This is a genomic window from Cupriavidus sp. CER-90 (assembly GCF_057652055.1).
Window position 1 is genome coordinate 610,164 of the sequence record NZ_JBYGYM010000001.1, and the last position, 13,995, is coordinate 624,158.

A 13,995-nucleotide genomic window follows, 5' to 3' on the forward strand; every position below is an offset into this window, starting at 1 on the left:
CGCCTTCGCGAATCGGGGCGATATCGGCGATATCGGCGGATGGCGCGGCAGCCCATGCGGCTCCCGCGCCATTTTTGCGCCCACTTCTTGACATTTAGTCCAGCACTATACAAACTGTCCAGCATCGAATTTCCTCGAATTCCATCGCCCGAGATGATGCAACGTACGCCCGAGCAGCGTCTGCTGCTGGACCAGCTCAAGCAGATTGCCGATGGCCTGGGCCAGACGCTGGCGCCGTTCTGCGAGGTCGTGGTGCACGACCTGCTGGAGCCTGGCCAGTCGATCCTGGCCATCCACAACAACCTGTCGGGCCGCGCCGTGGGCGATCCCACCACGGAGCTGGGCGAAGCCCGCATCACGGACCCCGACTATCCGCAGGTGCTGGCCAACTACGCGAACCAGTTTGCCGATGGCCGCCTGGCCAAGAGCACGTCCATCGGCATCAAGGACAGCAGCGGCCGCTACATCGCCGCGCTGTGCATGAACGTGGATCTGACGCTGTTCCGCAGCCTGCAGATGGCCATGGGCCAGTTCGTGCAGACCGCCGCGGACGGGCCCGAGGAAACGCTCGACCCCGCCAGCACCGAAGTGCTGCGCTCGCGCATCGACGCCTTCGCAGCGCGGCTGGCCACCACGCCCCGCGCGCTGAAGACCGACGAGCGGCGCGCGCTGCTGGCCGAACTCAAGGCGTCCGGCCTGCTGGAAGTGCGCCGGGCCATGGAAACCATCGCGGCACACCTGGGCGTGTCGCGCGCAACCGTCTACAGCTATGCACGCTAATTCCGCCGCGCAGTTGCTACTGCTCGACAAGCACGCCGTGGAAGCGGCGCTGGTCCCCGACGATGTCCTGGCCGCCGTGCGCGAGGCCTTTATCCTGCACAGCCATCGCGAGGGACGCGTCTTTCCGCTGATCCGCGAAAAGCTGGCGACCGGCGGTGTGTTCGGCATCAAGGCCGGCGACGTCGGCCGGCAGAATCTGCTCGGCTTCAAGGCTGCGGGATTCTGGCCCGGCAACCGCGAGCGCGGCGGCGAGCCGCACCAGGCCACCATCGTGCTGATCGATCCGGCGACCGGACGGCCCGTGTGCATACTCGACGGCAACGCGATCACCACGGCGCGCACCGGCGCCGCCGGCGGCATCGGGCTACAGGCCCTGGCACGGCCCGACAGCCGCCGCGTATGCGTGTTCGGCACCGGCGTACAGGCGCGCGTGCAGCTGTCCTATGCGCTGGCGCTGCTGCCATCGCTGACCGACGTGCGCTATGTGAGCGCCAGCGGCGCGCCCAGCGCCAGCTTCGAAGCCGAATTCGCCGGGCGCTGCCAGATCGCGCTGGCCACCGACCGCAATGCCGCCGTGGCCCAGAGCGATGTCGTGATCACGGCCACGACCGGTGGCGGCGCCCTGTTCGACGCCGCCGCCGTGCAACCCGGCACCCACCTGACCTGCGTGGGCGCCGACACCAGCGGCAAGCGCGAACTGCCCGAAGGCGTGCTGGAACGCGCCCGCATCGTGGCCGACGACCTGCAACAGGCGCGCAGCATCGGCGAGTGCCAGTGGGCGCCCGACCTGCACTGCATCGAGATCGGCGACCTGCTGACCGGCGCCGCCACGTTCCAGCGGCAGGCCGAAGACATCACCGTATTCGACATGACCGGCCTGGCGCTGCAAGACCTGACCGTCGCCCGCTTCCTGCATGAACGGGCCGTGGCCGATGGCACCGGCACGCGCCTGGCCTGGCCCTGGTAAGCCCCTTCCATCCCTTTCCAGACCCTGCATCCCGCACTCGATACCACCATGACGACCCTGCAACTGCCCACCTACGCCGACGTCGAGGCCGCTGCCAAGCGGCTGGAAGGCTACGCCAACCGCACCCCGGTCAACACCTCGCGCACGCTCGACGAGCGGCTTGGCGCCAAAGTGTTCTTCAAGTGCGAGAACTTCCAGCGCATGGGCGCCTTCAAGTTCCGTGGCGCGTTCAACGCGCTGTCGAAGTTCACGCCCGCGCAGCGCAAGGGCGGCGTGGTCGCCTTCTCGTCGGGCAACCACGCGCAGGGCATCGCGCTGTCGGCAAGGCTGCTGGGCATGCCGGCTACCATCGTGATGCCGCAGGACGCGCCGGCGCTGAAGGTGGCCGCCACCAAGGGCTATGGCGCCACCGTGGTGATGTACGACCGCTACAAGGAAGACCGCGAGGCCATCGGCCGCGACCTGGCCGAGAAGCACGGCATGACGCTGATTCCGCCGTACGACCATCCCGATGTGATGGCCGGCCAGGGCACCGCCGCCCGGGAACTGTTCGACGAAGTGGGTCCGCTCGACGTGCTGCTGGCCCCGCTGGGCGGTGGCGGGCTGCTGTCCGGCACGGCGCTGGCCACGCGCGCGCTGGCGCCGCAGTGCCGGCTGTACGGCGTGGAGCCCGAGGCCGGCAACGACGGCCAGCAGTCGTTCCGCAGCGGTGCGATCGTGCATATCGACACGCCCAAGACCATTGCCGACGGCGCGCAGACGCAGCACCTGGGCCAGTACACATTCCCGATCATCCGGCGCGACGTCAACGACATCCTGACCGCGTCGGACGCGCAACTGGTGGAGGCCATGCGCTTCTTCGCCGAGCGCATGAAGATGATCGTCGAGCCGACCGGCGCCCTGGGCCTGGCGGCCGCCCTGCAGATCAAGGATCAGCTCAAGGGCAAGCGCGTGGGCATCCTCATCAGCGGCGGCAACGTCGATATCTCGTGGTTCTGCGAGCTGATGGGGCGTTGACATACCGATGGCGCCGACTTGCCGCCATGTGAACGGCTGACCCTCTCCCCCGCCCCTCTCCCCCGCCCTCTCCCCCGCCCCGCTCCCACAAGGGGGAGCGGGGCGAAAACCGGGGCCTTGCAGTCGCCCTATACCTCTTCCGACGGCTGCGCCCTGGCCACCACGACCTTCTCGGGATCGAGCTGCATGAAGATCCAGGCCGAGGCCGAGGTGATCAGCCCCACGCAGATGAAGGTGGCGTGGAAGGCCGGCAGCACGTCGAAGTGATGGGAGCCGATGCCGGCCTGGAACGTGGCCAGCAGCGCGCCGGCCGATGTCACGGCCAGGCTCATCGACAGCATCTGCACCATCGACAGCATGCTGTTGCCGCTGCTGGCGTTGACCCCGCTCAGGTCCTTGAGCGTGACGGTGTTCATGGCCGTGAACTGGACGGAATTGACCGCGCCGAAGATCGCCATCTGGACGATCACCAGCGGCAGCGGCCGGTCCGGCGAGATCAGCGCGAACGACGCCATCACCAGCCCCACCAGGAACGTATTGGTGACCAGCACCTTGCGGTAGCCGAACTGCTCGATCAGCCGCGTGGCCAGGCGCTTGGACGCCATGCCGGCCACCGTCACCGGCACCATCATCAGGCCGGCATTGAACGGCGAATACCCCAGGCTGACCTGCAGCGTCAGCGGAATCAGGAATGGCATGGCGCCGTTGCCGATCCGCGCGAACAGGTTGCCCAACAGGCCCACGCTGAAGGTATGGATGTCAAACAGCTTGAGCGGAAACAACGGCATCTTGCTGCGCCGCGCATGCAGCACGTAGGCCGACAGCGCCGCCATGCTGGCGATCAGCAGGATCAGCACCGTGGCGTGCTGGAACCCCATGCCCGCCAGCCCGTCCAGCGAAAAGGACAGCGTCACCATGGCGATGGCCAGGAATGCGTAGCCCGCGATATCGAAGCGTCCCATGCCCGGCAGCCGCGCGTTGGGCATGTATTTCACCGTGGCAATCGCGCCCATCACCCCCACCGGCACGTTGATCAGGAAAATCCAGTGCCAGGAAAACGTCTGCGTGATCCAGCCGCCCAGCGTCGGCCCGATCAGCGGCCCGATCATGCCGGGGATCGCCACGAAACTCAGCGCCTGCAGATACTGCTCGCGCGGAAACGTCCGCAGCACCGACAGCCGGCCCACCGGCAGCAGCATCGCGCCGCCCGCCCCCTGCACCACGCGGGCGGCGGACAGCATCGGCAGCGTGGGGGCCCAGGCGCACAGCAGCGACCCCAGCACGAACAGCCCGATGGCGGTCTGGAATATCGTGCGCGTACCGAAGCGGTCGGCCAGCCAGCCCGATGCCGGGATGATCACGGCCATCGTCAGCGAATAGGCGATGACCACCGACTGCATGCGCAGCGGGCTCTCGCCCAGGCTGCGCGCCATCGACGGCAAGGCGGTGTTGACGATCGTGGAGTCGAGCGTCTGCATGAAGAATCCCACCGCCACCACCCAGAGCATGATGCGCAGCTTGGGGTCCTGGGGCATGGCGGCGGATTCGGCGGGAGGCGTGGCGAGAGACATGGCAGCGGCACGCTGATCGTGGCTAAAACCGCCACCTTAGGCGTGTGACGCGGCGTTGGCAAGTCAGGCCGGCGCAGATCGCGCAATCCGGGGGCATCACATCGACGCGCGCAGGCCCACGAAGAACCGCCGCCCCGGCGCTGGCTCGTAGTACCTGCCGTTCGCTTCATTGACGATGACCGATCCGATGTAGTGCCGGTCGGCCACGTTGTCGATGCGCCCGAACACGTACCACTGCGTGGCGCCGGTCTTGAACGTGTAGCCGGTCTTCAGGTTGAAGACGAAATATCCCGGCGCGGCCTGCGTATTCAGATCGTCCGCGTAGACCTTGCTGTCGGCCCTGGCCTCCACGCCCACCATCCACTGACCCCAGGGCTTGTAGGTCAGCTCTGCCCCGAAGCTGTGGCGCGCCGTGCCCGGCAGCCGGTTGCCGGCCGCCACGGTGGCGCCCTGCGCGTTGACGAACGCGTCTCCGAAATAGGCATCGAGGTAGGTGTACGCGAGCCCGGCGGCCAGCCGGCGGGCCGGGCCGAATGCGCCGCGCCAGCCCAGTTCCAGCCCGCGCCGGCGTACGCCGTCCACGTTCTGGTAGACCGTGCGGCCGTTGTTGTTCGACTGCGGCACGATCTCGCTGTGGCTGTCCGCATCGAACAGTGCCGCATCGATCCGCTGGCCATCCGATTCCCATTTCACGCCGATCTCGCCCTGCCGGCTGGTCGAGGCCTGCAGCCCCAGGTTGGCACCGACGCCGTTCGGGCCGTAGGCCACCTCGGTCAGCGTGGGCGTCTCGAAGCCGCGGCCCAGGTTGGCGTAGACGTTGAGGGTCTCCATCGCATGCCAGACCACGCCCAGCACCGGACTCAGGTTGCGATAGGTGGACGTGCCGCTGTCGTCGGGGCTGGCCGCCGTCACGTAGTGGTCGTCGATCCGCAGCCGCACCATGCTGGCGCGCAGGCCGCCCACGATTTCCCAGGCCGGATGCACGGTCCAGTTGAACTGCGCGTAGGCGCCGTAGTCCGCCGCCTCGTTGGTCTCGTCGCGCCGCAGCGCGCCCTGCTGCCCGTTGTCGTTGACATAGCCGTGCCGCGCGTCGCGCATGCCGTTGACTTCGAGCCCGGCCGTCCACTGCAGCGGCAGGCCGTTGGCCGTGGTCTTGCGCGTCCACGACAGCGCGCCGCCGCCATAGGTGCGATCCAGATCCACAATGCCGCCCGCCGAACTAGGCGCCGCTCCGCTGAAGCCCAATCGCTGGGTCAGTTGCCGGCCACCGCCGTACAGGCGGAAGTTCAGGCTGTCGTGATCGGTGAGCCGATGCTCGACCACCACGCCGGCCTGGGTCTGCTCCACGTCCTTGCCGGTATCGAACTGGGTGGCCGCCGCAATCGCCTGGCGCGGGTTGGCGTCGGCCTGGGCGCGCGTCAGGCCGAGCGGGTCTTCGGCCAGCGGCTGGTTGAAATAGTTGAACTGGCCCGTGATCCGGGTGGCCGTGCTGGGCTGCGCCACGACCTTGGCGTTGAGCTGGTAGCGCTTGGCCGCGCTGTGGTCGCGGTAGCCGTCGGTCTGGTAGGTCCAGGCATCGAGCGTGCCGCCCAGCCGGTCGTTGCCGCCCGCCAGCGAAACGCCCGCCTGCCACTGCCCGTCCGAGCCAAAGCCGGTCGAGGCCCGTCCGGTGAACCCGCTCTTCGGCGGATCGGGCGTAAATACCTGCACCACCCCGCCCGACGCGTTGCCGTACATCTGGGCGAACGGCCCGCGCAGTACTTCGATGCGGCTGGCATTGGCCAGGTCGAAGGTCGATGCCTGGCCCTGGCCGTCGGGCATGGTCGCCGGAATGCCGTCGATAAACAGCCGCACGCCGCGCACGCCGAAGGTCGAGCGGCTGCCAAAGCCGCGCACGGCAATCTGCAAATCCTGGGAATAGTTCTGGCGGTCGCGCACGGCGATGCCGGGGCTGGTCAGGGTCAGTTCGGACAGGTTGACCAGCGGCGAGGTGGCCGTGAAGGGATCGACCGGGATGCTGTCGATGGCCGCGGGGGCGTCGAAGCGCCGTTGCTCGTTGCGGCTGGCGCTGACCACCACATCGGGCAAGGTGGCCTCTTCGGCGGCAGCCGGCGCACCAGACGCCATGGCCAAGGCCAATGGCCCCACGAGCCAGACGGCTGCGCGGGGGCGCGAAAAAAGGGAACGGGCGGAAGTCTGGGTCCTGCCGGCAGCGTGCATGGGGGCGCGTCCCGAAGATAGACACCTCGCACGCGCGAATCGCGCGTGACGCCTAGTCTACCCTCAGTGGACATGCCGCCGCCGTCGGCCGGATTCCGACAGCGCCGCCCCGGGGGGGGCGGCAGTTGGGCCGGCGACGGTCAGTTGTTGCTGTCGACCAGCGTACGGGCGTCCACCACCTTGTCGCGGTAGGCCTCGAAGATGCGGCGCAGCGCCTGCTCCATCGTCACCTCGGGCTTCCAGCCCAGTTCGTCGATCGTGTTGTCGATCTTCGGCACGCGGTGCTGCACGTCCTGGTAGCCCTTGCCGTAGAACTCGCCCGACGACGTCTCCACGATCTTCGTCTTGCGCGCTTCCTCGGCGTACTCCGGATAATCGGCCGCCATCTTCAGCATCATCTCGGCCAGCTCGCGCACCGAGTGGATGTTCTTCGGGTTGCCGATGTTGAAGATCTTGCCGCTGGCCACGCCATCCTTGTTCTCGATGATCTGCATCAGCGCCGAGATGCCGTCCGAGATATCGGCAAACGCACGCTTCTGCGCGCCGCCATCGACCAGCTTGATCGGCTCGCCGCGCACGATATGGCCCAGGAACTGCGTCACCACGCGCGACGACCCTTCCTTCGATTCGAATATCGAGTCCAGCCCCGCGCCGATCCAGTTGAACGGGCGGAACAGCGTGTAGTTCAGGCCCTGCTCCATCCCGTAGGCGTGGATCACGCGGTCCATCAACTGCTTGGAGCAGGCGTAGATCCAGCGCGGCTTGTTGATCGGGCCGTAGATCAGCGGCGAGGCCTCGGGGTCGAACTCCTCGTCGGCGCACATGCCGTAGACCTCGGAGGTCGACGGGAACACCAGGTGCTTGCCGTACTTCACGGCGCTGCGCACGATCGGCAGGTTGGCCTCGAAATCGAGCTCGAACACGCGCAGCGGGTTGCGCACGTACGTGGCCGGCGTGGCGATGGCCACCAGCGGCAGGATCACGTCGCACTTGCGGATGTTGTACTCCACCCACTCCTTGTTGATGGTGATGTCACCCTCGGAGAAGTGCATGCGCGGATGGTTCACCAGGTCGCCCAGGCGGTCCGACGACATGTCCATGCCGTAGACCTCCCACTGCGTGGTTTCCAGGATGCGGCGCGTCAGATGGTGGCCGATGAAGCCGTTGACGCCAAGAATCAGGACTCGCTTTTGGTGCATGGATCGGGGATCTTTCAAAACGAAAAAGGGCCGCGCGGTGTCGGCCAAAACGGGTAGTTCGAAGGTCGGTCTAGCGCGCCTGTGGCGGCGGCGCAGCCGGGACGTTGGTCACCACCACACGGCGCCAGTCGCGCGCCACAACGTAGAGTGGAAGGCCTGGCGACAGTTCCAGGTAGGTCTGGGGCGACATGACCGCCATCGCGGGCTCGCCCTGCTTCCAGACCGTTGCGAAGGCCGCCATGTCGGGCACCCATCGCTGCGGTTCCACCGTGGTGCCGAATGTCAGTTCGTCCGCCGCACCGACCATCGTCAGCGGATGGCCCAGGTAGAACGGCAGTGTGTGATCCAGCATGTTGACGCCGTACAGCTTCATGCCCGGCGTCAGCCGCTGGTGGATCTGCGGCACCAGGTCGGCACCCGATGCCGGGCCGCCCACCGTCTCGTGGCCCAGCAGCGCGGCGGTGAATCCCATGTACATGCCCAGCGCGTAGACGGCCACGCTGGGCAGCACGCCACGGCGCTGCAGCAGCATGCGTGCGGCAAGGATGGCCAGCAGCATCACGACGAAGGCCACGGCGACCCAGACGGCATAGGCGCGGTAGAACGCATTGGGCGTGTGGTTGGCGTTGAGCGTGGCCACGATCGGGCTGGCCAGCAATCCGCAGATCGCAACGATAGCCATGGCCCGCAGCTGGCGGCCCCAGGCGCGCGCATCCATGCGGTCGAGCGCCACGCCGGCCAGGATGCCCAGCGCCGGGAACACCGGCACGATGTAGCCGGGCAGCTTCGAGCGCGACAGGCTGAAGAACACGAAGATGGCGATGGCCCAGATGCCGGCCATCAGCGCCGGACGGAAGCGTGCGCGCGTGGTGGCATCCTCGGCCGGGGCCGCGCTGCGCATGGCGGTCCACAGCCGGGGGAACAGGCCGGCCCAGGGCAGGAAGCCCGCCAGCACCAGCGGCACGAAGTACACGATCGGGCCGCCGCGCGAATGCACGCCGGACGTATACCGCTGCCAGTGCTCGTGGATAAAGAAGAAGTTCAGGAACTCGGGATTGCGCTCGGACACCAGGTAGAACCACGGCACGGCGACCACCAGCATCGTGACCGCGCCGGCCATCAAGTGCAGCCTGCGCCACAATCCCCAATCGCGCGTGACCAGCGTATAGACCACCAGCACCAGCCCGGGCAACGCGATGCCCACCAGCCCCTTGGTCAGGATGGCCACGCCCATCGCCGCCCAGCACGCGACCATCCAGCCCAGCCGGCTAGCTGGCGAGGCGCCCGGGTGCTGGGCCACCAGCATGCAGGCCAGGATGCACGACATCACGCCAGCCAGCGTCATGTCGAGCGTGTTGAAATGCGCGGCCACGCTCCACATCGGCGCGGCCAGCAATGCCAGCCCCGCGAACGCGGCGGCACGCGGGCCGAACCAGCGCCAGGTGGCCAGCATCGACATGCCGATGCCGAGCAGGCCGGCCAGCGCCACGGTCAGGCGCGCCTGCCATTCGCCCACGCCGAACAGCGCGTAGGTCACGGCGGTCGCCCACATATGGAATGGCGGCTTTTCGAAATACTTCAGCGCGTTGTAGCGGATCGTGACCCAGTCGCCCGTGGCCAGCATCTCGCGCGAGATCTCCGCGTAGCGCCCTTCGTCGGGGCCCACCAGGTGCCGCAGGCCCAGCGTACCGAACCACACCAGCAGCGCCACGGCCACGAACAGCGCCGTCCAGCCGGCCACGGCAGACACGCGCAAGCCAGCCGGCAGCGAAACCGTACGCGCGCGGTCAGCCGCTTCGTGCGTGATGCGTTGCTTACTGGGAGGAAGGTGCATGTCGTGTCCGGATAGGGGCCGCCGAAGTCGCGTTTGTGCCTTATCCGTCCCGCACGCGTATTGATCTCGGAGCATCGAGCGCGCAGATTAGGGAATCTGCCTTAACTTCAGATTAAGCGTGCACCTGGCCCGCCGCGATGCTACGCTTGGACCGCTCCAAGTGCATCATGCGTCCCGTCTTACTCGATACCAATAAACAGCCGTTTCAAGCAGTTTGCTCATGAGAATACTTATCGTTGAAGACGACCCCATGCTGGGCGATGGCATGCAGCGCGGCCTGAAGTTGATGGGCCACGCCGTGGACTGGTTCCGTACCGGGGCCGATGCCGACCGCGCCATTGCCGCCATGCACTACGACGCGGTGCTGCTGGATCTGGGCCTGCCCGACCAGGACGGGGTGACGCTGCTCTCGCGCTGGCGCAACCAGGGCCGCCCGACGCCGGTGGTGGTGCTGACCGCCCGCGACGCCGTGCAAAGCCGCATCAGCGGGCTGGATGCCGGCGCCGACGACTACCTGATCAAACCCGTGGATCTGGACGAACTGGCTGCCCGCCTGCGCGCCGTCACACGCCGGTCGGCGGGCATGCCGGAGCCGGTGTGGCGCCACGGCCCGCTCGAATACCACCCGGCCGCGCGGCTGGCCGTCTGGCAAGGCAAGTCGGTGGACCTGACCAGCCGCGAATCGATGCTGCTGGAACTGCTGCTGGCGCACCCCAACCGCGTGCTGACGCGCGAATTCCTGCGCGACAAGCTTTACGAGTGGGAAAAAGGCTCCGAGAGCAACACGCTCGAAGTGCATATCCACCACCTGCGGCGCAAGATCCATCCCGGCATCGTGCGCACGCTGCGCGGTGCCGGCTACACGCTCGGCACGCTCGACGCGCTGGAAACCCCCTCGACCGACACCGACACCGGCAGCGGCAACGGCACCGGGGACGATGCATGACCCTGCAGCGGCGGCTGATACTGGTCGTGCTGGCATCGGTGGCATTTGCCTGGGTCCTCACCAGCGTCATGATCTTCCTGAACGCGCGCATGGAGATCAACGAGTTCTATGACACCGCCATGGTGCGCATGGCGCAGCAGATGCAGGCGGTGCTGCCGTTGATCAGCACCGGCGCGGTACCGCCGCACCCGCAGCCAGACGGCATGGTGCCCGGCGATACCGACCTGGGCGACCTCGGCGCCGCCGGGCTTGGCGACATGGCGATCGCCACCTGGCGCGGCACCGGCCAGCCCTTCCGCATCGATCCCGACGGCGACCGCCTGCCGCGCCTGCCCGGCGTGCGCGGCTTTACCGACCAGCAGATCGATGGCGTGCCATGGCGCCTTTACTATCTGGATGGGCCCGCGGCCGGCTGGCGCGTCTGCGTGGGCCAGATCATGGCCGAGCGCGAGGAACTGGTGTGGTCGTACCTCCAGGCGCAGGTGCTGCCCTGGGTGGTGGGGCTGCCGCTGCTGACCACGCTGCTCGTGTGGGGCATCCGCCGGATGCTGCATCCGATGCTGGCGCTGTCGCACACCATCGCCACGCGGGCCCCGGGCGATCCCACGCCGATCTCGCTGCACGATGCGCCGCCCGAACTGGCGCCGCTGGTGCAAGCGATGAACCGCCTGCTGGACCGCGTATCGGCGCTGCTCGAACACGAACGCCGGCTGACCGCCGATGCCGCGCACGAAATGCGCACGCCGCTGGCCGCGCTGAAGGCGCAGTGGGACGTGGCCCGCCGCTCCGCCGACCCGGCCGAGCGTGCCCAGGCCGCCATCAACGTCGAAGCCGGCATCGACCGCCTGAGCCATCTGGTATCGCAACTGCTGACGATGAGCCGGCTGGAGGACGAGAACGGCCCGCCGTCGTGCAGCGCCGTGAACTGGCGCGATGTGTCGCAGCATGTGCTCTCCGACTGCCTCCTGCTGGCCGAACGCCGCCACGTCGACATGGAGATCGTCTGGCCGCGCCCCGACGTCAAACCCATCGACGTGTGCGGCGACCCCACGCTGCTTGGCACCATGTTGCGCAACCTGATGGACAACGCGCTGCGCTACAGCCCCGCCGGGTCTACCGTCACGCTGACCTTCGCGCCCGATTGCATCGTGGTGGCCGACCGCGGCCCCGGCGTGCAGCCGGACCAGCTGGCGCGGCTGGGCAGCCGCTTCTTCCGGGGCGGCTCGCAGCATGAACAGGGCACCGGGCTGGGCATTTCCATCGCGCGGCGCATTGCCGAACTGCACGGACTGTCGATCGACCTGGCCAACCGGCCGGCGTCGGAAGGCACCGGGCTGGTGGCGACCATCCGCATGAACAACCCCAGGGCCAGCCAGGCATGAGCGCCGCGTGGGAAGTATTTGTGGTGTTCCTGCGCCTGGGCCTGACGTCGTTCGGCGGCCCGGTGGCACACCTGGGGTATTTTCGCGAGGCGTTCGTGGCGCAGCGCCGCTGGCTCAGCGAACACGCCTATGCCGATATCGTGGCGCTGTGCCAGTTCCTGCCGGGTCCGGCCAGCAGCCAGGTAGGCATGGTGGTCGGCCTGTCACGCGCCGGCTACCTGGGCGCGCTGGCGGCGTGGATCGGCTTCACGCTGCCTTCCGCCGTGGCGCTGATCCTGTTTGCGCTGGGCCTGTCGCGCTATGGCAATCTCATGCCGGCCGGCGCGCTGCATGGGCTCAAGGTGGCGGCGGTGGCCGTGGTGGCGCAGGCAGTCTGGGGCATGGCCCGGTCGCTCTGCCCCGACGCACCGCGCATCACGCTGATGGCGCTGGCCGCCGTGGCGGTCAGCCTGGTGCCGTCGCCGGCGTGCCAGCTCGGCGTGATGGTGGTGGCCGGCCTGATTGGCGCGCGCCGCTTCCGCAGCGGCGCGGCCGTGCCGCACGAACCGCTGTCCGTGCCGGTCGGCCATGGCGTGGCGCTGCTGTGCCTGTCCGCCTTTGCGGTGTTGCTGGTGGGATTGCCGTTTGCCGCACGCGCCTCCGGCGATCACGCGGTGGCCCTGTTCGATGCCTTCTACCGTGCCGGGGCGCTGGTCTTCGGCGGCGGTCACGTCGTGCTGCCGCTGCTGCAGGCGGCCGTGGTGCCGCCAGGCTGGGTGGACAACGATACGTTCCTGGCCGGCTACGGCGCGGCGCAGGCGGTGCCGGGGCCGCTCTTCACGTTCGCCGCCTTCCTGGGCGCCGCCGGTACGCTGGCGCCCAACGGCTGGGCCGGCGGCGCGCTCTGCCTGGTGGCCATCTTCGCGCCGTCGTTCCTGCTGGTCTTCGGCGCGCTGCCCTTCTGGGAACGGCTGCGCCGCCATGGCGCCACGCGTGCCGCGCTGGCCGGTGTCAACGCGGCGGTGGTGGGGCTGCTGCTGGCGGCCTTGTATCACCCGGTCTGGACCAGCGCCGTGCTGGCGCCGGCGGATTTCGCGCTGGCCCTGCTGGCGCTGGTTGCGCTGGCCGTCTGGCGCGTGCCGCCATGGGCCGTGGTGCTGGCGTGCGCGCTGGCCGGCTGGGGGCTGCAGGCGGCCGGCATCGCATGAGACCGGAATCGATGGCGCACCGTGGCGGCCGCCTGACCATGCCCGGCCGCCTGCGCATCGCCCTGACCCGCGCGGCCACCACCCTGGCCACCACCCTGCTCATATACGGCTGCGCCACGGCACCGGCGGCCATGGCAGCGCCACCGGTCACCGCCATCTCGGTGGTCGAGCGCGACTGGCACACCGACCTCTGCATCCGCAGCGTCGATGCCGATGCGCAGCTCCTGCGCGTGACCCGGGGCTATGACGGATCCACCTATCTCTGTTTTGGCTTTGGCGACCGCCACTACCTGATCACCGGAGACCGCGGTCCGCTGACGCTGCTGTCGGCCCTGCTACCCGGCGATGGCGCGATCCTGCTGACGATCCTGCGCGATACCCCGGCCGCCGCGTTCGGCGCGGACAATGTGGTGGACCTGGAACTGGACGAAGACGGCATCGGCCGCCTGCGCGCATTCCTGAACCGGACGATCCAGGAAAACGACGCCGGCGAGCCGCTGGGGCTGGGCAATGGCCCCTATCCCGGCGGACTCTACTTCGGCGCCACGGCGCGCTACAACGGCTTCTATACCTGCAATACGTGGACGGCCGACGCGTTGCGCGAAGCGGGCATCCCGATACACGGCCCGGTGCTGTTCGCCGAGGGCGTCATGCGACAGGTGCGGGATCTGGCCGCCGCGCGACAGGGCGCACGGCCGGCGCCCTAGCAGGGGCCGGGGCTGCAGACGGTGGTTGCGCTGCCGGCAGGCGTGACCACGGTGGACGATTGCGGCGGATTGGGATCGCTGCTGCTGATCGATACGCAGCCGGCAAGGCTGAACGGCAGCAGGAGGACGGCGATGCGGGCGATCACGGCGATCGCGGCGATTCGGCTCGGTGTCATGGCTGGCTC

The 13,995-nt window shown here is 68.4% G+C and carries 12 protein-coding genes; 7 read left to right on the forward strand and 5 right to left on the reverse strand.

Annotation, left to right across the window (positions count from 1 at the left end; genetic code table 11):
• The first annotated feature begins 153 nt into the window (after nt 1–153).
• The 3 genes from AC24R4_RS02730 to AC24R4_RS02740 are packed head-to-tail and all read left to right on the forward strand — an operon-like array spanning nt 154 to nt 2,764.
• Nucleotides 154–780 (forward strand): helix-turn-helix transcriptional regulator, encoded by a 627-nt coding sequence (locus AC24R4_RS02730; protein WP_153948046.1) that lies wholly within the window; start codon nt 154–156, stop codon nt 778–780.
• Nucleotides 770–1,747: an ornithine cyclodeaminase family protein gene (locus AC24R4_RS02735; RefSeq protein WP_400395351.1), complete on the forward strand. Its 978-nt coding sequence runs from the start codon at nt 770–772 to the stop codon at nt 1,745–1,747. The genes AC24R4_RS02730 and AC24R4_RS02735 overlap by 11 nt, the downstream gene beginning before the upstream one ends.
• 48 nt (nt 1,748–1,795) lie before the next feature.
• Entirely contained in the window at nt 1,796–2,764 is a 969-nt protein-coding gene (locus AC24R4_RS02740) for a threo-3-hydroxy-L-aspartate ammonia-lyase (RefSeq protein WP_487522172.1), read from the forward strand.
• A 128-nt stretch (nt 2,765–2,892) separates the two neighbouring features.
• Here the strand turns inward: AC24R4_RS02740 and mdtD are convergent, their stop codons facing one another.
• From mdtD to AC24R4_RS02760, 4 genes are all read right to left on the reverse strand, one after another.
• Complete coding sequence (gene mdtD / locus AC24R4_RS02745; RefSeq protein WP_487522173.1) at nt 2,893–4,299, reverse strand: multidrug transporter subunit MdtD; 1,407 nt, start codon at nt 4,297–4,299, stop codon at nt 2,893–2,895.
• A 132-nt stretch (nt 4,300–4,431) separates the two neighbouring features.
• Nucleotides 4,432–6,462 carry a TonB-dependent receptor family protein gene (locus tag AC24R4_RS02750; protein WP_400395774.1) on the reverse strand — a complete coding sequence of 677 codons (2,031 nt, stop codon included), beginning with the start codon at nt 6,460–6,462 and terminating at the stop codon, nt 4,432–4,434.
• A gap of 233 nt (nt 6,463–6,695) precedes the next feature.
• Nucleotides 6,696–7,754, reverse strand: a complete 1,059-nt coding sequence (locus AC24R4_RS02755; RefSeq protein ID WP_487522174.1) for a bifunctional UDP-4-keto-pentose/UDP-xylose synthase — start codon at nt 7,752–7,754, stop codon at nt 6,696–6,698.
• Between the two features lie 70 nt (nt 7,755–7,824).
• Nucleotides 7,825–9,588 carry a glycosyltransferase family 39 protein gene (locus AC24R4_RS02760; RefSeq protein ID WP_487522175.1) on the reverse strand — a complete coding sequence of 588 codons (1,764 nt, stop codon included), beginning with the start codon at nt 9,586–9,588 and terminating at the stop codon, nt 7,825–7,827.
• Between the two features lie 220 nt (nt 9,589–9,808).
• Between AC24R4_RS02760 and AC24R4_RS02765 the strand changes: the two genes are divergently transcribed.
• The 4 genes from AC24R4_RS02765 to AC24R4_RS02780 are packed head-to-tail and all read left to right on the forward strand — an operon-like array spanning nt 9,809 to nt 13,810.
• Complete coding sequence (locus tag AC24R4_RS02765; protein WP_400397106.1) at nt 9,809–10,534, forward strand: response regulator; 726 nt, start codon at nt 9,809–9,811, stop codon at nt 10,532–10,534.
• The gene (locus AC24R4_RS02770; RefSeq protein WP_487522176.1) at nt 10,531–11,916 is read left to right on the forward strand and encodes an ATP-binding protein; all 1,386 of its coding nucleotides are present in this window, start codon (nt 10,531–10,533) and stop codon (nt 11,914–11,916) included. Before AC24R4_RS02765 ends, AC24R4_RS02770 begins: the two co-directional genes overlap by 4 nt.
• Nucleotides 11,913–13,103 (forward strand): chromate efflux transporter, encoded by a 1,191-nt coding sequence (chrA, locus tag AC24R4_RS02775; RefSeq protein ID WP_487522177.1) that lies wholly within the window; start codon nt 11,913–11,915, stop codon nt 13,101–13,103. Before AC24R4_RS02770 ends, chrA begins: the two co-directional genes overlap by 4 nt.
• Complete coding sequence (locus AC24R4_RS02780; protein ID WP_487522178.1) at nt 13,100–13,810, forward strand: DUF2459 domain-containing protein; 711 nt, start codon at nt 13,100–13,102, stop codon at nt 13,808–13,810. The genes chrA and AC24R4_RS02780 overlap by 4 nt, the downstream gene beginning before the upstream one ends.
• On the opposite strand, the gene AC24R4_RS02785 is transcribed toward AC24R4_RS02780, so the two are convergent.
• Complete coding sequence (locus tag AC24R4_RS02785; protein ID WP_487522179.1) at nt 13,807–13,986, reverse strand: hypothetical protein; 180 nt, start codon at nt 13,984–13,986, stop codon at nt 13,807–13,809. The genes AC24R4_RS02780 and AC24R4_RS02785 overlap by 4 nt on opposite strands.
• Nucleotides 13,987–13,995 lie beyond the last annotated feature (9 nt).